General features: G+C 48.6%; 15 protein-coding genes and 6 tRNA genes. 19 read left to right on the top strand and 2 right to left on the bottom strand.

The annotated features are described in order from the left end of the window. The first annotated feature begins 48 nt into the window (after positions 1–48). From ACZ5PT_RS12980 to ACZ5PT_RS12995, 4 genes are all read left to right on the top strand, one after another. Positions 49–873, top strand: coding sequence for an energy transducer TonB (locus ACZ5PT_RS12980; RefSeq protein WP_464263459.1), 825 nt, complete (start codon positions 49–51; stop codon positions 871–873). 165 nt (positions 874–1,038) lie between these two features. Then, positions 1,039–2,328, top strand: a complete 1,290-nt coding sequence (locus ACZ5PT_RS12985) for a DUF4388 domain-containing protein (protein ID WP_464263460.1) — start codon at positions 1,039–1,041, stop codon at positions 2,326–2,328. Positions 2,329–2,339: 11 nt separating this feature from the next. Beyond that, positions 2,340–3,983, top strand: a complete 1,644-nt coding sequence (locus ACZ5PT_RS12990; RefSeq protein WP_464263461.1) for a chemotaxis protein CheW — start codon at positions 2,340–2,342, stop codon at positions 3,981–3,983. Further along, positions 3,980–6,235: a response regulator gene (locus ACZ5PT_RS12995; RefSeq protein WP_464263462.1), complete on the top strand. Its 2,256-nt coding sequence runs from the start codon at positions 3,980–3,982 to the stop codon at positions 6,233–6,235. The genes ACZ5PT_RS12990 and ACZ5PT_RS12995 overlap by 4 nt, the downstream gene beginning before the upstream one ends. Before the next feature lie 88 nt (positions 6,236–6,323). On the opposite strand, the gene ACZ5PT_RS13000 is transcribed toward ACZ5PT_RS12995, so the two are convergent. Then, entirely contained in the window at positions 6,324–8,264 is a 1,941-nt protein-coding gene (locus tag ACZ5PT_RS13000) for a HAMP domain-containing methyl-accepting chemotaxis protein (RefSeq protein ID WP_464263463.1), read from the bottom strand. Positions 8,265–8,707: 443 nt separating this feature from the next. Here ACZ5PT_RS13000 and ACZ5PT_RS13005 point away from each other — a divergent pair. From ACZ5PT_RS13005 to ACZ5PT_RS13075, 15 genes are all read left to right on the top strand, one after another. After that, positions 8,708–8,784 (top strand) — tRNA-Arg (locus ACZ5PT_RS13005). A gap of 52 nt (positions 8,785–8,836) precedes the next feature. Next, positions 8,837–8,912 (top strand) — tRNA-His (locus ACZ5PT_RS13010). Positions 8,913–9,001: 89 nt separating this feature from the next. Next, positions 9,002–9,086 (top strand) — tRNA-Leu (locus tag ACZ5PT_RS13015). A gap of 95 nt (positions 9,087–9,181) precedes the next feature. After that, positions 9,182–10,513, top strand: a complete 1,332-nt coding sequence (gene tig, locus ACZ5PT_RS13020) for a trigger factor (RefSeq protein ID WP_464263464.1) — start codon at positions 9,182–9,184, stop codon at positions 10,511–10,513. 2 nt (positions 10,514–10,515) lie between these two features. After that, the gene (gene clpP, locus ACZ5PT_RS13025) at positions 10,516–11,100 is read left to right on the top strand and encodes an ATP-dependent Clp endopeptidase proteolytic subunit ClpP (protein ID WP_464263465.1); all 585 of its coding nucleotides are present in this window, start codon (positions 10,516–10,518) and stop codon (positions 11,098–11,100) included. A gap of 25 nt (positions 11,101–11,125) precedes the next feature. After that, positions 11,126–12,373 carry an ATP-dependent Clp protease ATP-binding subunit ClpX gene (gene clpX, locus ACZ5PT_RS13030; RefSeq protein WP_464263466.1) on the top strand — a complete coding sequence of 416 codons (1,248 nt, stop codon included), beginning with the start codon at positions 11,126–11,128 and terminating at the stop codon, positions 12,371–12,373. Between the two features lie 87 nt (positions 12,374–12,460). Then, on the top strand, positions 12,461–14,809 hold the full coding sequence (lon, locus tag ACZ5PT_RS13035) for an endopeptidase La (RefSeq protein WP_464263467.1): 2,349 nt from the start codon (positions 12,461–12,463) through the stop codon (positions 14,807–14,809). Positions 14,810–14,905: 96 nt separating this feature from the next. Beyond that, a complete protein-coding gene (locus tag ACZ5PT_RS13040) occupies positions 14,906–15,235 on the top strand; it encodes an HU family DNA-binding protein (RefSeq protein ID WP_464266741.1) in 330 nt (109 codons plus the stop codon). Positions 15,236–15,327: 92 nt separating this feature from the next. After that, positions 15,328–15,404 (top strand) — tRNA-Asp (locus ACZ5PT_RS13045). Positions 15,405–15,568: 164 nt separating this feature from the next. Then, positions 15,569–15,644 (top strand) — tRNA-Val (locus tag ACZ5PT_RS13050). Positions 15,645–15,706: 62 nt separating this feature from the next. Next, positions 15,707–15,783, top strand: a tRNA-Asp gene (locus ACZ5PT_RS13055). A 90-nt stretch (positions 15,784–15,873) separates the two neighbouring features. Continuing rightward, the gene (locus ACZ5PT_RS13060; protein WP_464263468.1) at positions 15,874–16,860 is read left to right on the top strand and encodes a peptidylprolyl isomerase; all 987 of its coding nucleotides are present in this window, start codon (positions 15,874–15,876) and stop codon (positions 16,858–16,860) included. Beyond that, complete coding sequence (locus ACZ5PT_RS13065; protein WP_464263469.1) at positions 16,853–17,902, top strand: SMP-30/gluconolactonase/LRE family protein; 1,050 nt, start codon at positions 16,853–16,855, stop codon at positions 17,900–17,902. The genes ACZ5PT_RS13060 and ACZ5PT_RS13065 overlap by 8 nt, the downstream gene beginning before the upstream one ends. Positions 17,903–18,034: 132 nt before the next feature. Then, positions 18,035–18,823 carry a hypothetical protein gene (locus tag ACZ5PT_RS13070; RefSeq protein WP_464263470.1) on the top strand — a complete coding sequence of 263 codons (789 nt, stop codon included), beginning with the start codon at positions 18,035–18,037 and terminating at the stop codon, positions 18,821–18,823. Between the two features lie 96 nt (positions 18,824–18,919). Continuing rightward, complete coding sequence (locus tag ACZ5PT_RS13075) at positions 18,920–19,939, top strand: cytochrome c3 family protein (RefSeq protein WP_464263471.1); 1,020 nt, start codon at positions 18,920–18,922, stop codon at positions 19,937–19,939. A 57-nt stretch (positions 19,940–19,996) separates the two neighbouring features. Here the strand turns inward: ACZ5PT_RS13075 and ACZ5PT_RS13080 are convergent, their stop codons facing one another. Continuing rightward, a complete protein-coding gene (locus ACZ5PT_RS13080; protein ID WP_464263472.1) occupies positions 19,997–21,766 on the bottom strand; it encodes an SLC13 family permease in 1,770 nt (589 codons plus the stop codon). Between the last annotated feature and the right edge of the window lie 4 nt (positions 21,767–21,770).

The following is a 21,770-nucleotide window of genomic DNA, read 5'->3' on the forward strand; positions in this document are numbered from 1 at the left end:
ACTGGTATACGCTATGTTTTTTGATGGCTTCTTTTGACAGGTGTTCTTTTGGCGCAAATATATCGACCGGCAATCTTTCTCTTACTATCATTTCTTCTGCATTTTCTTTTTCTGCAGGTTGAAATTCCTAGGCAGGTTGCTTCGCAAGCAACTGAGCAACATGGAGTCGATTATGTGACCCGTTCCGCTAAGCAGTTTCTTTCTCCACTGTCTAGCTCTGTATCCTCTGCCGAAATGTTGCCCAAGGAGAAGGTTGAAATACCCCAACTTCCAAAACCGCTGTTGAATCCACCTGTTCAGCAACAACCCTCAAGGCATGAAAAGAGAACGAACCCAGCTGCCCCCCCAGTGTCAAAATCGCAAAAGTCTGCAGTGTCGCTAGCTGTTCAGCCGAATGTTGGTGCTGATGGCGCGGGTGACTCCGTCGCTCTTCTGAACAAGCAAAAGGAACCTCTTGCGCCGCCGTTGGGGAAGGAAACTGTTCATCAGACGGTTGTGATAGCGACCCCTGCACAGGAAGGACAATTTTCCCCGGGTCAAAAGGTTGCAAGCTTGCTATCAACTCCGCAGCTAGCTCATGGTTCCCAAACGTCGCTGCAGGCGATACCACGTTATGATCTTAACCCCTTGCCGCAATATCCAGAAATCGCCAGACGACGGGGGCAGCAGGGAGCGGTTCAGTTAGAGGTCCTGGTGTTGGCCAATGGTCGTGTTGGTGAAACGAAGTTGGTTGTCTCTTCAGGTTATAAAGGCTTAGATCGTGCCGCTCAAAAGGCCGTTCGTCATTGGCAATTTAAGCCAGCAAAATCATTCGGAGTTGCTGTCGTCAGTCGTGTCGTTGTTCCTGTTGATTTCGTGCTTAATAATGACTAGCTGGGGGATTTGTTAACTCTCTGAATTTATATGAATAAGTCCTGCCTCTAAACAGTTGCATTTGCTCAAATTAAAAACTATGCATACTTATTTGCAGATGGTAAACTTCTAACGTTTTCGCCTTTAAGACATTTAACCGTTGCCGATTCATTTGGAGATATGTACATGGCTACAGAGGGAATTAAAGTTCTTCTGATTGATGACTCACCGACCGTACGACGTTTGGGTGAGCTGATCCTGTCTCAGCAAGGATATAGTGTTTTTACTGCCGAGGACGGAGAAGTCGGCCTTGAAATGGCCAAGAAAATCAGACCCGCTGTTATTCTGGTCGATTTTATTATGCCGAACATGAATGGCCACACCTTCTGTCGGATGGTTCGGCAGGATGAAAGTATGAAGGATATTCCGCTCATTCTGATCTCCTCCAAGGGGGAATCTATTGGCCAGGCTTTTGAACAGGAATTTGGCGTCCTTCATTATTTTTCCAAACCGTTTGAGCCCGATGATCTGACCTTGAAACTTGAAGAGGTTCTCAAGGATATTGTGGTCGAAGAACCAGCGCCGGCAATAGCCGCGACCGAAGGTGCCACTCTGGTTTCGCCGGGGGTGTTGCATGAGATGGTTGATAAGCTTTTGCGACAGTATTTTCAGAAAGATTTCCCCCTGCTGATGCGCAACGTCATGTCCGATATGTTGTGTGAAGCAGGCCTGGTCAAAAAGGGTGGCCTCGTTTTTTCCGGTTCCCTTGAAGAAGTGCCGCTGCCCGATGTGATCAATTTTATTTATAATTCTCGGCTGTCAGGTCGTTTGACAATTTTTTCTGCCGACATTTTCGGCGAGATTTTTCTTGAAGATGGGCAGTTTGTTTTTGCCTCTTGCAGTACCAAGGGAACAAAACAACCGTTTCTGACCGATATTATGCGGAAGCAGCATTTGCTTGTTGCTGATGACGAAACTATCCGCGGGGTCGTGACCGAGGCACGTGAGAGGGCCATGCCGATCGGCCGGATGTTGGTGGAGAGAGGGCTGGTTAACGAACAGCAATTGATGGAAGCTCTGCGTCTGCATGCTCAAGATGCTTTCGGTGCCATTATCGCAGCCAAAAGCGGTAATTTTTTTCTTGAACGTGACGAGCTGCCTGCCAATCTGCAAGACCTTCAGGTTCGGATTCCACTGATTAATGTTCTGATGGAAGGCTTGAGCCATCTCGATGAACGCCATCTTGCGGCCACTGAGTTTAAAGATGAAACTATGGTTCTGGTGCGCTTGATTACCAATGAAGATGCTTTGGATACGGTACAGTTGAAAGCACGCGAACTCGATGTCTTTGCCCTGATAGACGGTCGCAAGCCGCTCGCGCAGATTATTAATGAAAGTCAGCTCGACCCATTGGAGACCAAACGTATCTGTTATGCCTTGCGTAAAGTCGGTTTGTTGCGGGTTAAGGGAGCTTAGGGAGTTAGCCGATGGATGAGATGCGGCAGAAACTTTTTCCGATTTTTCTCAAGGAAGCAGAGGAAAATCTGCAGGTTTTACGACAGTACCTCGCAAATGAGAGCCTCTCTGCTGCTTTGGGCGAAGAGCTGGAGTCAGCTTTTCGTGCGGCGCATACGCTCAAAGGAACTGCGGACTTGGTTCAGGCGCTGTCGATTTGTAAGATCAGTCGCCGGCTTGAGGCGATGCTGGAAAAGCATTTCTCCGCGGGTAGTGTGCCGACTCCGGTAGAACATGAGGCCATGCAGTTGGCGGTTGATTGGCTGGTTCCTTTATTATCTGCTCTGCGGGGGAATATCCAGGAACCAAAGATGTTTGTCACAGAAGCGCTGCAGGCGTTGGATCTGGCTGCGACTTTTCCCGGACGCACACCGCTGGTGGAGTTGATCGATAGCCGCACTCAGCTGCGTTCGCCACAACTGGATGACCCGTTTGACGATGATCCGGATTTGCTGTCGGACGAAGAAGAGCTGCTTAAGGCCGAGCAGGACCCCTTTGCCGATGATCCCGGTTTCGGTATGGAGATCGATCTGGTCAGGCGGAGCGCTGAAAATCTGCAGCAGGAGAACGCCGAACCTGTGGTGATCGAAGATCCTTTTGCTGATGATCTGGATTTTGTTGTTTCTGACGCTCTCCCCGAAAAGACATCAATAGCACCAGAAGTTGAATCCCTTAGCGAAGATATTCCTTTCGATCCCTTTGCCGATGATGACCTTGGTCTGGATGTCGCTGCTCTTTCCGTCGAAGAAGTCGAAGAAGTCGAAGAAGTCGAAGAAGTCGAAGAAGTCGAAGAAGTCGAAGACGTCGAAGAAGTCGAAGACGTCGAAGAAGTCGAAGAAGTCGAAGAAGTCGAAGAAGTCGAAGAAGTCGAAGAAGTCGAAGAAGTCGAAGACGTCGAAGAAGTCGAAGAAGTCGAAGAAGTCGAAGAAGTCGAAGAAGTCGAAGAAGTCGAAGAAGTCGAAGAAGTCGAAGAAGTCGAAGAAGTCGAAGAAGTCGAAGAAGTCGAAGAAGTCTCTGCACCTTCTGCCCCGGCGTTTGTCAGTGCCGATCCCTTTGCCGATGACGATGATTTTGAGGCGCACAGCGGTGTTGATTCTTCTCTACCCTCCGAACCGTTAATTCAAGAGGACTGCGCTGCAAAAGAGACTGAGCCGGTTGAATCTGTTGCCGAGAGCACGCAAACGGTTACCGAGCGGGCCGAAGGCATTGCTGAGTCTTTGCTTCTGCCGCGCCAGGAAAGCGAGCCGCGCACTGAGTATGCGTGTTGTGTTTTTGCTATCGGTGGCCGCGATTACTATCTGCCGATCAAGCAGATGCTTGAAATTGCCGATCTCCCGCCACTTTTGCCCCTGCCACTGGCTCCACCGATGGTGAGCGGGTTGATCAATCTGCGCAGCAAGGTGTTGCCTGTCATTAACCTTTCTGTCTTGAATCAGCATCAGCATCAGCAAGCCGAGAGTCGTGTCCAGCGGCGATTGGTTATCGCCGGTTACCAGGGGGAGTCGCTGGCATTCTTGGCTGATGGCGTTCCCCAACTGTCGGAAAAATTCACCGGAGAGCAGATCGATATGCGTCAATTCCTTTCCCTTCACCGGTTAAGAGGGGCCCAACGATGAGTATCATTGATAACGTCTTCGGTTTCTTTCTTGACGAGGCGGCTGAACATCTCGGGGTTTTGGAAGAGGGGCTGTTGCAGTTGGAAAAAGATGCTTCTCTGACTGGCCAGCTGATCGAGCCCCTGTTTCGTGCGGCGCATACGTTAAAGGGTTCGGCTAATCTGGTTAATGTGACCAATGTCGGTTCTATTGCCCATCGCCTTGAGGATTTGCTCGAAGCTGTCAGGGATGGTGAGCAGGTTCTGACGCGCGCCAGAGTCGATGCCATGTTGTTTGCTCTGGATCAGATGCGTGAATTGATCCATCTGCGCAAGTCGGGTGAAGATGCCCCTGACGAACTCGTCACGCAAGCTCTGTCCCGAATGGCCGAGGCCGATCAGCAGGATGATTCTGGGCCCGCTTTTGAGGGGGCTGAAGCTCCAGCTTCTGACGTGACAAGTGTAGAAAGTTTTGTTGGTTCTGATCGACGCAGCCCCCAGCGTCGTGGTGAAGAAGCTGGCGTGGTTCGTGTCGGCATGGACAAGATTGAGTCGTTGATGGGGTTGGTTGGTGAATTTACGGTGACCAAAAATCACTTGCTGGATCGGTTGCCGATTTTGGAGCGGATGAAAGGTGAAGTCGACTTTGCCGGCAAACGCCTGCTTAAGGAAGTGACCAGTTTTTCCGAGCGTTATGATTATACGCTGCCAACCAAGAGCTTGGCAGGTGGCGATGAGACCTTTGACGATCTTGAATTTGACCGTTATGACGAATTAAATCTCTTTTCGCGAAAACTACGCGAAGTCACTGACGATATCGAAGAATCTCTAAAGGAAATGACTGGATTCTTTAAGCTCTTTTCGCGGGATGTTTTTTCTCTCGATCGTATGACAGAGGAGATGAAAGAGCAGATTTCTTCGGCTCGAACAGTTCAGGCAGGGGAGTTGTTTCAGCGCTTTAACCGTTCAATTCGTGACCTTGCGCAGGAACTGGATAAGCCGGTCGAGCTCTGTATCTCCGGTGGGGAGACGGCCATCGACCGGGTTGTCTACGATGGACTTTTTGACCCTCTGCTGCACATCGTGCGCAATGCCTTTGCCCATGGAATTGAGCCGCTGGCGGAGCGGCTCGAAAATGGCAAGCCGGCCCAGGCGACTCTCTGGCTAAAAGCTGAGAGGAGGGGCAATACGGTTGTGATTACTATTGAAGATGACGGCCGTGGCATCGATCTCGAACGGGTCCGCGAACGGGGAATCGAAAAAAACTTTATCTCCGCTAACGATGACGTGACCGAACAGGACTTGATCCAATTGATTTTCCGGCCTGGTTTCAGTACGACTGTTTTTGCTGACAGTGAATCGGGCCGTGGTGTTGGAATGAACGTGGTTATGGATCGGCTCTCCAGTCTCAATGGAACCATTGAGGTCAAAACAGCTAAGGGGCAGGGGACCAGATTCCAGTTGCGTTTGCCACTTTCTCTGGTCATCGTCAACGTTATTCAGTTTACCTGTGGTGATTTGAAATTGGTTATCCCCTCCGCGCTGGTTGATGAGATCGTCGATCTGGAATATCAGGCAAAGAACACAGGCGCGGAGAATAAACATGAGGGTGTCCAGCAAATAGCTTTGTCTGCACTGTTAAAAGTGGCATCACGGCAGGAACAGCCAGCTTTTGGAATTGTCACCCAGTCGGAAGGTTCGCCGGTCATGCTGCTGGTGGATCGTATCCTCGGCCAAGAGGATACGGTTATCAAGCCATTCGACTCCTTCCTTGAGGAATTGCCTCATTTCTCCGGTTCCAGTCTTTCTGGTGACGGGACCATGCGGCTGGTGGTCAACCCTGCCCGGATGAAGTATCACCGGGCCGAAGAGAGTGAGTATGTTGCTCCGGTCGTTCCGCTAGCACCGGCTATCCCTAAGGTTCTAGTTGTTGACGATTCGTTGAGTGTTCGTAAGTATGCGGGGATGTTGTTGAAGGCCAACGGTTTCTCCGTGGTGACTGCGGTAAATGGCCAGGATGCTTTGGATAAAATGACGGGTGAAAATATCTTCTCGATTATTACTGACTTGGAGATGCCGATCATGCACGGCTATGAGTTGCTGCGCGAACTACAGCGTCGGGAGGTGCATATCCCGGTCGCTGTACTGACGTCGCGCGGCGGCGAACAGCATCGTAAAGAGGCTCTTTCTCTCGGGGCGACAGACTATCTGGTAAAGCCCTTTGATGAAGAGGGTTTGATCGATGTTGTTTCGCGGCATCAGGGGAAAGTCTGATTTAAAATCTTCTCATATATATCTCATCTAAACAAAAAAGGCGGGCCACTTCAAATGGCTCGCCTTTTTTGTTTGTCTTTCATTCGCTTTAGATTGTTGGAGTGTTCTGGTTGAGTCCATCCTCATCGTCCAGAGACAAGAAAGTGTCGCTGACAATATCGTCTGCCTGGGCTGAAGTTTCGATGGCTTGCTGTTCCGGTGATGAGAGGCGGAACTGAGCCAGTGATTGCAGCAGTGATTCGGAAACTCCGTTCAGGCCTTCGGAAATTGCTGAAGATTCGGTAATCAAAGATGAGGTGCTGGCGGTGATTTCAGCCATTTTGCGAATCGTGTTAACCATGTCGCCGGAGATCTGCTGCTGTTCCTGCGACAGCTTGGTGATTTCGGTGACCACTTGTTTTGATTCGTTGGTCGATTTGTTGATCGCTGCGAGCGCTTCGCCGGTGTCCTGTGCGATTTTGGTTTGTTCCTCAACCGTGCTTGTTTCTTCTTCCAGTGCCAGGGTGACTTCGTTTGCCTCCGACTGAATCGCTTTAACGATGCCGCCGATCTGCCGGGTTGCATCTGAGGCTTCATCAGCAAGTCGCTTAATTTCATCGGAGATGACCAGGAACCCGCGTCCTTGTTCTCCCGCTCGCGAGGCTTCGATAGACGCGTTCATCGCCAGAATAGTGGTCCGAGTTGCAACATCGGAGATGAGCTGCGAGATCGTACCGATCTCAAGCAGTCGTTCGGCCAGTGACTTCATTTTTTTGTTGATGACCTGCACGGTGACGCGAATCAGCTGCATCCCCTCAATACTGCGATTAACCCGTTCGTTGCCTAGGGTGGTCGCTTCTTCAACGCTGTTTGCGGCTTGCTGAGCAAGGGCGGTTTTTTCGGCGATCTGTGTCGCGGAGCCGGCGGTTTCTTCGGCGGCATCGGTGGCGTTGGTAACGTATTGTAGCTGGTCGTCGGCACCATCTTTCATGCTCTGGAAGATGCCTAGCAGGTGACGGGATTCTTCACCGACCTCTTCGGCATTGATAGTTGTGTCGGTCAACAGGTCAGCAAGACTTTCAATCATCAGGTTGTAGGCGTCGGCGATAGAACCGAAGGCATCCTCGGTAACCGGGGCGCGTAAGGTGAAATCGCCTTCTGCGGCCTCGCTGACGACCTCGAGAAAGTTGATAACATTCTCATCTGTTGCCTGTCGTTGCTCGTCGGTTTTTATATAGCTTTTAATGCGGCCAATGGTTTCATTGAAGGCGCGCGCAATTTCAGCAAATTCATCTTCTGACGGAACTGATATTTCAACAATCTCCCCTTGGCCGACTTTTTCAATCCCTTCCATCAGTTTGTTCAGCGGGATGGTGATCCGTCTGGAAACAAACAGACCGGCCAGAATGCCGAAAATGATCATGCCGCAACTTAATGCCAATAAACCGGTAATCATTTCTGTTTCAAAGGTATTGGCTTCTTGTCTTTGAGTTTCCAGCGCCAGACTGAGGTGTGTCCTGAGTGCTTCTATGCTGTCTTCCAGATCGTGAACTTGTTTATTGTAGACGCCGTACAGTTCCGCTGATTCAATGAACGATTGTCCCGCTAACATGTTACGAGTCAGGGGTTGCAGAGAATTCTGCATACCGTTAAATGAGGTGCGGACACTGTTGATAAGCTTCAGGCGTTCATCCTGATTGGAAAATTTATCACTCTCACTGACGGTGATATCTTTTAGCAGGGCGGGGATCTTGGTGTAGGTCGCAGTAAGTTTGTCGAAGTATCCCTGTTGCTTCTTTTTATATTCTGGATTGTCACCAATGCTGGAAAAGAGAAAGAATTCCTTTTCATAGCGGCGTGCTTTAGCTGTCGTTGTATTTATATTGTTGGCTGCTTCGAGGGCGGGAACCAGATGGGCCTGGTATTGTTCAACCATTTTGGAGAGCCCGTAAAAGGATGCTGCACCAACGAAAATTGAGATAAATACCAGTAGCAGGATCATTGCCAGTAGTTTGGTTCTGATTCTCAGGCCTTTGGTTGTTGTCGCCATAGTATTTGTGTCTCCCGGATGTACTTGTGGAAAAATAGAAAATCAAATTTTTCCAATAATAGGGGCGTATTAAAAAAACTTCAACATATAATCTGTTCTCAAGGGACAGTATGTTTGTCGATACGAATAATTTGCCAAGGCAGAAGAGGCTAGCAATAAAATGGATCAATGTGTTTGAGTCTGGGCTTGCAGGCTGGTGGCTGTTTTGTGTTCGCCTTTGGGTGGCTACTGAGGCATTGGAAAGTCAAAGCACTAATGCGCTGCTGTGAAATGGGGCCGCAATTTTTACTGCCTAATCGAACGCTAAAGACCGAATTGTGCTGGGGGTAAAATAGAATGAAGTAATAGCCGACTTTTTATTTGCAAATCTTTTCTTAGCATGATAGAAACTCAGCCTGCCGTCGGCGGCCTGCGCCTGAAGTGGCGCGGTCTTTGATTGCTACGCGCCAGTAGCTCAGTTGGATAGAGCAACGGACTTCTAATCCGTAGGCCGAGGGTTCGAATCCTTCCTGGCGCGCCATTTTTTAAATTGACAATTAAGGGTCATTTCCTTAATATGGCCGAGTTTTTTGGTGGGTGTAGCTCAGTTGGTAGAGCGCCAGGTTGTGACCCTGGTTGTCGAGGGTTCAATCCCCTTCACTCACCCCATTAAACACTGCTGCTCACCTTCCGCACTCAGTTAGCCCTTCACCGGGTGGGTATGGGAGGTGAGCATTGTTAGTTTGTAATCACGTCTTGCGAGAGTGGCGGAATTGGTAGACGCGCTGGTCTTAGGAACCAGTATCTTATGATGTGGGGGTTCGAGTCCCCCCTCTCGCACCACTAAAAATCCAAATATTGATCATTTTTGCTGTGAACTGATGTCGTCCCTCGGCTAGCCGAGGGCGAAATTCCAAAAAATCGGGAAGGAAAAGATTATGAGTGTCACTATTGAAGATGTGAGCGCTATTAAAAAGAAGCTAGTTATCGAGGTTGCTGCTGATGTTGTCGCTACCGAATTGGAAAGTGGTTACCAGAAAGCTGCAAAGACCGCTGACATTAAGGGCTTCCGCAAGGGCAAGGTGCCGCGGGCTATGCTCGAGAAGCATTACGGCCCGCGTGTCGAGCACGAGGCAGCCAATAATCTGGTTAACAATAGTCTTTATAAGTCTTTGGTCGAAAACAAGATCGAAACAGTTTCTCAGCCAGAAGTTGTTGAAATGGGTGCCATTGTTAAGGGTGAGGCTTTCTCCTATCAGGCTGAAGTTGAAGTGCGTCCAGAGCTGACGGCAAAGGATTATGCTGGCTTGAACCTAGAAAAAGAGAAGCTTGTTTTTGACGATGCTGTTGTTGAGCAACAGATTGAGCAAATGGCAGCGTCCAAGGTTCAACTTGAAGTGAGCAAACGCAAAAAAGCCCGTGATGGCGACACCTTGATTCTTGACTTCGAAGGTTTCATCGGTGATACCCCATTCGAGAATGGGACTGCCAAAGATTACCAGCTCGAGTTGGGCTCAAATAGCTTTATCCCCGGTTTTGAAGAGCAGTTGGTTGGCGTTAAGCGGGAAGAGGAAAAAGAGATTAACGTCACCTTCCCTGAAGGTTATGGTTCCAAGGACTTGGCCGGTAAGGACGCGATGTTCAAGGTGACCGTAAGCGAGATTAAAGAGAAGGTCGAGCCGAAAATTGACGACTCTTTCGCCAAGGAATTCGATGCCGATACTCTTGCTGAACTCCGTGAAAACGTCAAAACGAATTCCATCAAGCAGGAAGAGGGGCGCATCAATGGCCTGTTGCAGGAATCTCTGATCACCGCACTGATTGAGAAGAATTCTTTTGATGTGCCTGACGGTATGATCAAGAATCAGCTGATGCACCTGAAGGACAGCTTTACTCAGCGCCTTAAGGCGCAAGGGATGAGTCTTGAGATGCTCGGCATGAATGATGAGACCTTTGCTAGCTCCTATCGTGAGATGGCGGTTCAGCAGGTCAAGGGTGAATTGTTGCTCGATGCGATTGCCAAGCAAGAAGAGATCGTCCTTGAAGAAGGTGTTATTGAAGAAAAGATTAAATCCTTCGCCGAGGAGAGCAACGCTCCAATCGAAGAAGTTCAAAAGTATTTCGAGAATGCTTCGGCACTGAACGGTCTTAAAGGGCAGCTGCTGAACGAAAAGGTTATTGCCTTTATCCTTAAATCGGCAACATTGACCGAAGTAGAGCCTAAGCAGCCAGAAGTTCAACAGGAAGAAACCACTGAGGAGGAATCCTGATTATGAGCCTCGTCCCGATGGTGGTAGAAGATTCCGGTCGTGGTGAGCGTGCGTACGATATTTACTCACGCTTATTGAAGGATCGAATCATTTTTCTCGGGGGAGCCATCGAGGACCATATGGCGAACCTGATTATCGCCCAGTTGTTGTTTCTGGAGTCGGAAGACCCGGACCGCGACATCCACCTGTATGTTAATTCGCCTGGTGGCGTTGTGACTGCGGGGATGGCTATTTACGATACGATGCAATACCTGAAAGCTCCAGTGTCAACGATTTGTGTTGGCCAGGCAGCGAGTATGGGCGCTGTGTTGTTGGCCGCTGGTGCTCCAGGCAAGCGTTATGCTTTGCCAAACGCGCGGATTATGATCCATCAGCCGTTGGGTGGATTTCAAGGTCAGGCAACCGATATCAAGATTCATGCTCAGGAAATTCTCCGCATGCGTGATGATCTTAATAACTTGCTGGCGAAGCATTGTGGTCAGGACGTTGAGAAAATTGCCGCCGATACCGAGCGTGATTTTTTCATGGATAGCGAATCTGCACGCAATTATGGTATTATCGATTCCATTGTCGACAGAAAAGTCTGAATCGACCAGCGTGGAGGAATGATACGTGAGTTCAAAAGATGAAAATGGCCAATTGACTTGTTCTTTCTGTGGTAAGTCGCAGGACGAAGTCAAGAAGCTGATTGCCGGCCCCACCGTTTATATTTGTGACGAGTGTATAGAGCTGTGTAACGATATTATTGATGAAGAGGCACGCCTCGACGATTCTTCCGATCAGGAAGTGAAAAATCTACCTAAACCTGCCGAAATCCGCGATATTCTCGATGAATATGTGGTTGGGCAGGAGCATGCGAAGAAGGTTCTTTCGGTCGCCGTTTATAATCACTATAAGCGGGTAGAATTTGCTGAAAAGAACGATGATATTGAAATTCAAAAGAGTAATATCCTGCTGCTCGGTCCGACCGGTAGCGGTAAAACCCTGTTGGCGCAAACTCTCGCCAAGGTGCTGGATGTTCCTTTTGCTATCGCTGATGCGACGAATCTGACCGAAGCCGGTTATGTTGGTGAGGATGTTGAAAATATCATTCTCAGCTTGTTGCAGTCAGCTGACTATGATTTGGAAAAAGCGCAACGCGGCATCATCTATATTGACGAAGTCGATAAAATTGCCCGCAAATCCGAGTCCCCTTCGATTACGCGTGATGTCTCTGGTGAAGGAGTCCAGCAGGCATTGTTGAAAATTATCGAAGGAACCACGGCAAGCGTTCCACCTAAAGGTGGGCGCAAACATCCGCAGCAGGAATTCCTTAAAGTCGATACCACCAATATCTTGTTTATCTGCGGCGGTGCTTTCTCCGGCCTCGAAAAGGTGGTCAGTAAGCGGATTGGCTCCAAGGTGATGGGTTTCGGAGCAGAAGTTCGTTCCATAAAAGAGGAGAAGTTGGGTGAATTGTTGGCTAAGGTTCAGCCGACCGACCTGCTTAAATATGGTTTGATTCCTGAGTTTGTTGGTCGTTTGCCGCTTATCGCAACCTTGACTGAACTTGATGAAGCGGCGTTGATCCAGATTCTACGCGAGCCGAAGAATGCCTTGATCAAGCAATATCAACGTTTGTTTGAGATGGAAAGAGTCAATCTCAAGTTTACCGATGGTGCCTTGGTGGCCATTGCCAAGGAGGCCCTGGATCGGAAGACCGGTGCTCGTGGCTTGCGTTCGATTATGGAGAACGCGATGCTTGACGTGATGTACGAGATACCTTCACAGGATCGGGTAAAGGAGGTCGTGCTGAACGAAGAGGTCATTACTAAGGGTAGTAGGCCAATTGTTCTTTATGATGTAGCTGAGAGCGCGTAAACCTCTCCTTATCTTACATTCAGAGTTTAAATAGGAGCGTGGAACGTCACTAGACACCGCGCTCCTTTTTTCTTTACGGGGAACGCTATGCCTGAAACTATTGACCAAATCATGCCCGAAGAGGCCGTTGTTTTGCCTCTGCTTCCATTGCGCGATATCGTTATTTTCCCCCACATGGTCGCGCCTTTGTTTGTTGGTCGCCCACAATCGATAGGTGCCCTGGAAAAGGCTTCCCAAGCCGACAAGTATATATTTCTGGTCAGTCAAAAAGATCCCAAAGTTGATAATCCGACTGAGGATGATATCTACCAGGTTGGTACTATTGGTAAGGTAGCCCAGTTGCTCAAGTTGCCTGACGGTACCGTTAAGGTTCTGGTCGAGGGGCTCTGGCGTGCCCGTGTGCTCAACTTCTATCAAAGTGATGATCTGCTCCAGGCTGAGGTTGAGCCGCAAGAAGAACTTCTCGCCGATACTCCCGAAGTTGCAGCGGTGATGCGCGCCATCAATACGACCTTTGAATCTTATGTCGGCCTGAGTAAGAAGTTGTCCCCAGAAGTTAGTGCCAGCGTTGCGGCGATCGAAAGTCCGACGCGCATGGCGGATACGGTTGTTGGTCATCTACAGGTCCCGATTGCTGATAAGCAGGAAGTTCTAGAGCTGTTAGATCCCTCACTTCGCCTTGAGCATATCTTGGTTCTGCTGGAGCAGGAGATCGAGATACTGCAGATAGAGGGGCGAATTCGCAGTCGGGTCAAGAGTCAAATGGAGCGCAGCCAAAAAGAGTATTACTTGAACGAGCAGATGCGCGCCATCCAGAAGGAATTGGGTGAGAAGGACGAATTTAAACAGGAAATTCTGCAGTTTGAAGAGTTGATTAAAAAGAAACGGATGTCGAAGGAAGCGACTGAAAAGGCTCATGCGGAACTGCGCAAGCTTAAAATGATGTCGCCAATGTCGGCAGAAGCGACAGTGGTTCGTAATTATATTGAATGGTTATTGGCGCTGCCCTGGAAAAAAGGGACCAAGGACTGTCACGATCTGGTCAAAGCGGAAGCGATTCTTGAAGCAGATCATTATGGTTTGGAGAAGGTCAAAGAGAGGGTGCTGGAATATTTAGCCGTCCAGGCTTTGGTCAAGCAGATCAAGGGACCTATTCTTTGTTTGGTCGGCCCGCCGGGGGTCGGCAAGACCTCGTTGGGACAATCGATCGCCAAGGCTTTGCAGCGTAAGTTCGTCCGTATCTCTTTGGGTGGGGTGCGAGATGAGGCCGAGATCAGGGGGCATCGTCGTACCTATATTGGTGCCATGCCGGGTAAAATCATTCAGGGCTTGCGCAAGTCTGGGGTGAAAAATCCAGTTTTTATGCTGGATGAAATCGACAAAATGAGCACAGACTTCCGTGGTGATCCGTCATCGGCATTGCTTGAGGTGCTTGATCCTGAGCAGAACAATAGCTTTGCCGATCATTTTCTTGATGTCGAATACGATCTTTCACAGGTTCTGTTTATTGCCACAGCGAATAATCTGCACTCGATTCCACATCCGTTGCATGACCGTCTCGAAGTGATCAGGGTTGAGGGGTATTCCGAAGAGGAAAAGTTGCATATTGCTCGTCGCTATCTTTTAGGCAAGCAGAAATCCGCTCACGGTTTGACCGAAGAACAAGTTAAATTTTCTGATCGCGCAATTACCGAAATCGTTCGCCACTATACCCGTGAGTCTGGTGTGCGTGGTCTTGATCGGAGCATTGCTTCAGTCATGCGGAAGCTGGCGAAACGTGTGTTGCTCGAAGGGAAGCAGAAAGCTTTCACGGTGGGCGAAAGCCAAGTTAAAAAATATCTTGGAGTTGCCCTGTATCAGCATGGTGTTCGCGAGGAAGAGGATCAGGTCGGCGTAGCGACTGGTCTGGCTTGGACGGAGACTGGTGGTGAGCTTTTGTCTATTGAAGTCACGACGTTACCGGGAAAAGGTAAGCTGATAATTACCGGAAAGTTGGGAGAGGTAATGCAGGAATCGGCTCATGCGGCAATGAGCTATATTCGCTCTCGTTGGCAAGAATTGGGGCTGGACGAAGATTTCTATTCTTTGTTGGATATTCATATCCATGTCCCTGAGGGGGCTGTTCCCAAAGATGGTCCTTCGGCCGGGATTACTATCGCGACGGCGTTAGCATCGGCTCTGACCGGGCGGCCGGTCAGTAAAGACTTGGCGATGACCGGCGAGGTGACTTTGCGTGGTCGGGCTTTGGCGATCGGTGGGTTAAAAGAGAAGCTGTTGGCGGCTCGCCGGGGTGGAATTAGCAAGATATTAATTCCTGCTGAAAACGGTCGACATCTTTCAGAATTGCCCGTTGAGCTGACTCGTTCAGTTGAGATTGTCACTGTGGCTCATATGGATCAGGTTCTTAATGCTGCGATCAAAGGTATGGACCTTTAGGCCTTGGCTTAATGAGTGTGACGAGAGTCTGTAAATCGCATCAAACCGCCAAAAACCGGGAGAAAGTGCTTGACAGTTTTTTTGCAAACCTGATATATCTTATCGCGTTTTTACGACGTTAAACTTACTAATAAACTACTACGGAGGTACGCTGTGACTAAAGCTGATCTGGTCAATGCAATGGCAGAAAAAGCAGGCTTGAGCAAAACTGATGCTGAGGGCGCTCTGAAAGCTTTTACCGAAGCTGTGACTGATGCTTTGAAAGCTGGTGAGAAAGTTGCTCTAGTTGGTTTTGGAACGTTCAGTGTTGGTGATCGTGCTGCCCGTACTGGTCAAAACCCTCAAACTGGTGAAAAGATTGAGATTGCTGCCGCCAAGGTACCAAAATTCAAGGCTGGTAAAGCCCTGAAGGACAGCGTCAATTAATTTGTAAAAAGTACCATAAGTATCAAAAGTAGGAAGCACAAGCTGCCCATTTTTTCTTCCCATTAGGGCAAATAAGCTTCCTATTTTTATGCGGGGGTGTAGCTCAGTTGGTTAGAGCGCTAGCCTGTCACGCTAGAAGTCGCGAGTTCGAGTCTCGTCACTCCCGCCATTTTAAAAGTTAAAAGTCAGGGTGAATAGCTCAACTGCGAGAGCGCTGCCTTAGACAAAGGTAAGTTGCTCGTCAAGAATCCCGACAGATTCTTGTGATGATGCTGAGATTTTCCTTGATTAAAAGATTTAAGTTGTTTAAGTTGCTGCAGAATTAAGTTCCCAGGGCGAATAGCTCAGCTGGGAGAGCGCCTGCCTTACAAGCAGGATGTCGGGGGTTCGAGCCCCTCTTCGCCCACCAAATTTAGACTGTAGAAGAACTACTGTAAATCTCTGTAGTCGTTAGTAGATAAAAACATTTAGGGGGGTGTAGCTCAGTTGGTTAGAGCGCTAGCCTGTCACGCTAGAAGTCGCGAGTTCGAGTCTCGTCACTCCCGCCATGTTACAATGAAGAGATAATCGTTAATAACGATTATCTCTTTTTTTTTGCATATTGATGCTGCTAGCTAAAAGATTTATGATCAAAGCTCATGTTTGATAATAAAAAGGAGCAATTGCTGATGAACGGAAAGTCTTTCTTTGCGGTTTTGTTTTTTCTTTTGACAGGTTTGTTTGCCAGCCATGTTTGGGCAGCAGAAAAGATCGTTGCGCATGTCTCTGATGTCCCAATTTCTGAGGCAGAGGTTCAGCGACAGATTGATAAGCTGATGCCTTTTAAGGTTAATTTTCATGGCAAAATGTCGAATGATAAAAAAGAGAAATTGAGAAATGATGCCTTAGATTTGTTGATAGAAAGGGCATATAAGGTTGCCTATGCGAAGGAAGAAGGGATTTTGGCCTCTGCTAGTCAGGTCGATGAGTCTTTAACCAAGATCAAATCTTCTTACAAAACGGAAGATGGATTCAATCAGGCCGTTGCGAAAGAAACAATCAGTGGTTTACGTGCCTCAATATATCGGGATTTGGTTGCGAAAAAGGCTGAGTCGCTTGTTGTGGATGAAAAAATCAAGGTAAGCGACGAACAGGTGGAAAATTACTATAGTGAAAAGAAGGAAATGTTTTTAATGCCTGCTCAATACCGTGCCAGTCACATTATGATCAAAGTTGACCCTGCCTCAAATAAGGAAGAACGCGCAGAGTTGTTGGCTAGAGCTAAGGATCTGCGGGTAAAGGCAAAAAATGGCGAAGATTTCTATAACTTAGCCTATTTCAATTCTGATGATCGGACCAAGTATGTCGGTGGTGATTTGGGTTTGTTTCATGCTGGTCGCACCGAAAAAGAATTCGATGATGCTCTAAAGACGATGCAGGTAGGAGAGATCTCAGAGCTCGTAAAGACCCGCTGGGGGCATCATATTATCAAGTTGACTGAGAAGAACGAACCGCGTCAGCTTACGTTTGCGGAAATGCAGGATAAAATTAGGGCGCAGTTAACGAAAGCCCAACGTGACGCGTACTATCAGCAGTGGATGGATGGCTTAAAATCTAAATACCAGGTGGAGAGGGTCGGTGAGTAATTATTTCTCTTCATTGGTGAACTCACTCATTCTCCTTACGATGTTGTTGGTGGTATCAGGCTGTGCGCCTTCTGTTTTTCCAGTGGAGTGGCAAGATGCCGCTGTGACATGGGTTTATCCTGAGCCACCCGAGAAACCACGTATCCGCTATTTACGTTCGGTTTCTGGTTTGCAGAATTTCAGTTCAAAGAATGATTCAAGTAAGCGTCTTTTGAGATGGATAGGTGGAGAAGATGCTGAGCAGATGCAGATGAATTCTCCTTATGCTGTTGCTGCCGATGGTAAGGGGCGCATTTGGATGACGGACCCTGGAGTCGGTTTGCTCTACCATATCAATCTTTCTCGCCAGGAAATTGATTATTTTTCTGTTATCGCTGGTCGACAGTTGCTTGCCCCCACCGGAGTTGCCTATGATGGGGTGAGAAATCGCCTCTATATTTCCGATACCGGTTCTGCAGAGATCTTGGTTTTTGATGATGAGCATAATTATTTATTAAGTTTATCCCCGCCACAAGGCTTTGGTCGGCCTGGTGGCATGGCGGTCGATGGGGATGGCAACCTTTATGTCGCAGACGTTCTAAGGGGGACAGCAGAGGTTTTTTCCTCTGGTGGCCGTTATTTAAAATCTCTTGGCAGCGCCTTGAATCCAGGTGGCAAGTTCAATCATCCCTCCAACGTGGCAGTTGATTCTCAGGGGCGTGTTTATGTCGTCGATTCTTTTAATTTTCGGGTCGAGATTCTAGGGATTGCTGGAGAACCTCCACGTTCCATCGGTGGTTTGGGGGATTCCGCTGGCAGTTTTGCTCGTCCACGCGGTATTGCCCTCGATGCTGCTGGGAATATTTATGTTTCTGATGCCGCTTTTGACAATATTCAGATATTTAATCGCCAAGGAGACTTGCTGCTTGCTTTTGGGCAACCGGGAAAGGGGCCCGGTAACTTTTGCCTGCCCGCAGGGCTGACATTTGACGCCGTAGATCGACTCTATGTGGCTGATAGTTGCGGACATCGGGTTAAGATTTTTCAGTTTCTAGGGAATTGATTATTAAAATTATTGGTTTTGGTTTTGAAATTGCATAATGTAGGTGATCTAATTTTTTTATAATAGTGATTTATTGGTAACGGGGAGGCATGATTCTTTTTGAGTGAGTTGCTCGCGCGAATAAGGTGTTTTATGAAATTATTAAATCAGTGTTTTCCCCTCCTTGGTTTGCTATTTGGCGCTTTCTTTGGTTGTGTTTCCCCCGCAATTTCTGCCGCGGGATTACTCGGTGACAGTGGTGGCGTCAACAACCATCCGCATAATCTTAGCAGTAATAGTACTGCGGCGATCAAGTCCAGTACTGAGGACCGTATTTGTATCTTCTGTCATGCTCCGCATGGAACTTCTGCTCAAGGGGCGTTGTGGAACCGACCTGATCCTGTCGGGCCGGTCGGTGGTTTTCCGTTATATGCTAATGTTGAGCAGGGCTTGAAAGATAGTGTTGCTGCTGATTATGATGATTCAGATCAAACCACTTATCCGAATGGTTCTACACGTCTTTGTCTTTCATGTCACGATGGTGTAACTGCCATAGCTGAGGTGGTCAGCGGCGGAGATTTAGATCTTGGCCTTGGAAATATGACAACTGAGGGGAGTTCTATGGTTGTCGATTTGTCCCAAGCTCATCCTGTTTCTTTCGTCTTTAATCAAACGATAGCAACAGATGTTTATGGTGCCCGTTTTGATCTGTCTGCTATGTTGCCGGGAGTTTTGGATAGTGCTGGTCGTTTACAGTGTGGTGGCTGTCATGATCCACATACTGATACTTTTGTTGGGAATGGCGTAGGTGAATATGATTTGCCGATGTGGCGTTATTATGCGAGTAATGGAGCTGATGCTGATGATGATTATAATAAGACCTGCGAAAGCTGTCATAAGGCTGCACCTCTTGGTCTCACACATGATCTCCCTCACAATTAATCATAACAAGCTATGTGGCTTATGAAAATATTTACGTTGACCATAATATTTTTTCTGCTGTTACTCGGGCCTGCGCTAGCGAAATTGGATAAGAGCATGCTTCAAGGCTCACATGGCAACGATAGGCTGCTGCCGAAATCCTGCCGTGCCTGTCATCGTGGCATGAACATGAGTATTCGTAATGAGGAGAAAACCTGTCTTAATTGCCATGGTAGCCCGGTCAATCGACAGCAGATGAAGTCGTCCGGACGGGTACGTGGTTCAGCGGCTGACCAGTTGGCAAATATCGAAACCGAGCTGCGTAAACCTTACAATCACCCGGTGCTGACTGTCCAGGGAGTGCATAACAAAAGGGAGCTTTTGCCTGAGAATATGGTTAATGCGAGCCGCCACAGTGAGTGCTTCGACTGTCACGACTCTCACCAGCTCTCTGCTGATAAGCCTTTTAAGGGTATTTCTGGTAAGCGGGTCGGTAATTTTGCCACGGAAATAACCGAAGAGTACGAACTCTGCTATAAGTGTCATGGTCGCAGCGCCAATCTTCCGGCTGATGCCAGCGATAAGCAATTGGAGTTTCGTCCGACCAATAAGTCCTATCACCCGATTGAAGCCGAAGGGGCCAATACGCATGTTGTCAGCCTCAAGGAGCCTTATGCTGCGCGCAAGGAGCGCCCTGGGGATATCTCCATCATCAAATGCAGTGATTGTCATGGCAATGATAGTGCGTCCGGTCCCAAAGGTCCGCACGGTTCGATGTACCGTGGTCTGCTGGTAGCTAATTATGAGATGGAAGATGGCAGAAGCGAAAGTACTCATGCCTATGCACTTTGTTACAAGTGTCATGACCGAATCAGTTTGTTGAATGACGAGAGTTTTCCCTACCACTCACAGCATATTCTTGGTAATCGCAGTAAGAACCAGCCAGGAACTTCCTGTCTGACTTGCCATGATGCTCATGGGAGTAGCAGCAATCAGTATCTGATCCGTTTCAATGAAGATTTTGTCGACTCGAACCTGGATGGCAAGCTTCAGTTCAGGGCCCAAGGGGTTGCCAGTCGTCATGGTTCCTGTGCGCTTAATTGTCACGGTGTAGAGCACGAACCTAAATCTTATTGAATTATCATTGTCAGAAAAAATGCCCTGTCAGCGAACGTTGATGGGGTTTTTTACGTTTTAGAAAGGAAAGACGACCGGGATCATCAGGCTGCTGGCCAGCCAGACCAGTATATTTAGTGGTGTTCCGACTTTCAGGTAGTCGGCAAAAACATAGCCACCAGGGCCGATCACCAAGGCATTTGATTGATGACTGACCGGAGTCATAAAACAGGTCGATGCAGCCAGTGCGACAGCCATAAAAAAGGGTTGCGGGTTAACCCCGAAGTGGACCGACAGATCGAAGGCAATTGGCGCCAGCAGGACCGCCGTTGCAGCATTACTCATGATGCAGGTCAGCAGCATGGTGATTAAAAAGAGCACGCCGAGAGTGATCCACGGCCCGTAAGGGCCTGCCAGTGTGGTCAATTGATTGGCCAGATAGCTCGAAGCGCCACTGGCTTCCATGGCAGCTCCCAGGGGTAATGTGCCGGCGATGAGCATGATAACCGGCCAGTTGATACTCTCGTAAGCATCTGCGAGCTTAATGCATCCGGTCAGGACCATCGCAGCGGCACCCAGTGTTGCCGCGTGCATGATCGGTAGCAGCCCGAAGGTGACCAAGAGGATGACCGCCAGCATGATCAGCAGGGCGATAGGTGCCTTGGCTGGTAGATAGGGCTCCGGGTTGATGCCGCCGAGCAGCAGAAAGTCGTGTTTGTCGGCCAAGTGCAGAATTTTACTCTCTGCCCCTTCAATCAGCAGCATATCGCCAAACTTCAGGACGACGTGATCGACTCGTTTAACGACCGGTTCTCCGTGTCGCCAGATTGCCAATACATTCAGACCGTGGGTGTCACGAAAATGGACTTCGCGCAGGGTTTTGCCGACCAGATCATTGGTTGGTGTTAGCGCCACTTCGGCGACCCTCTGGCGCTCCTTATTTTCTGCGGGGGCTGACTGCGCTCCTCCCGGAACAACATCGATCCCTTTAATTTTTTTAAGTTTTAGTAATTGTTCCGGTTCCCCTTCAAGAAACAGGATATCCCCTTGTTTCAAGACAATCGAACGGCGCGGGGAGGTAATCTTCAATTGTTCTCGCAGCAAGGAGCGGATTTTAAGTTGGAAGTCCGCTTCGAGTCCAGATTCCTGCAAGGTCTTACCGATAAAAGTTGAGTCTGCTGTCAGCAGAATATCCGAGACGTAGGCTTTAAGTTGATTTAACTGTTTAACCGATGCCGGAGGGTTGTGCGGCAGAAGTCGTCTTCCGATCAGCATCATGTAGCTGATACTGATGATAATGACCATCAGGCCCAGTGGAGTGAAATCAAACATCCGAAACTGCTGACCGGTATATTCGTACATCAGTTCATTGATGAGAATGTTCGGTGGTGTGCCAATCAGGGTACAAACCCCGCCGATCAAGGAGCCGAATGCCAACGGTATCAGCAGGCGGGACGCGGCGACCTCGGCTTTTTTTGCGATCCCGGTGACCATTGGTAGCAGTACGGCGGCGGCACCTATATTGTTGATAAAGGCAGAGGCAACAGCGGTCAGGCTCATAATTGCCAAGACTAATTTCGCTTCGCTTTTTTCGGCAAAACTGAACAGCCAGCGGCCGAGATGGACGGTGACGCCGGTATTGGCAATGGCCGCACTTAAGACAAACATGGCCGCAACAGTGATAACTGCGGGATTGCTGAAAGCAACAAAGGCTTGTTCTGCTGGGATGATGTTGAATAATGGTAGGCTCAGCAGGATCAATAAGCTCACCAAATCCATACGGATCCAGCCGGTGGCAAAAAACAGAATAGCCACGCTGAGAATGCTGAGAACCAAAATGATTTGCATGTGG

The sequence above is a fragment of the Desulfuromusa ferrireducens genome, from assembly GCF_055389805.1.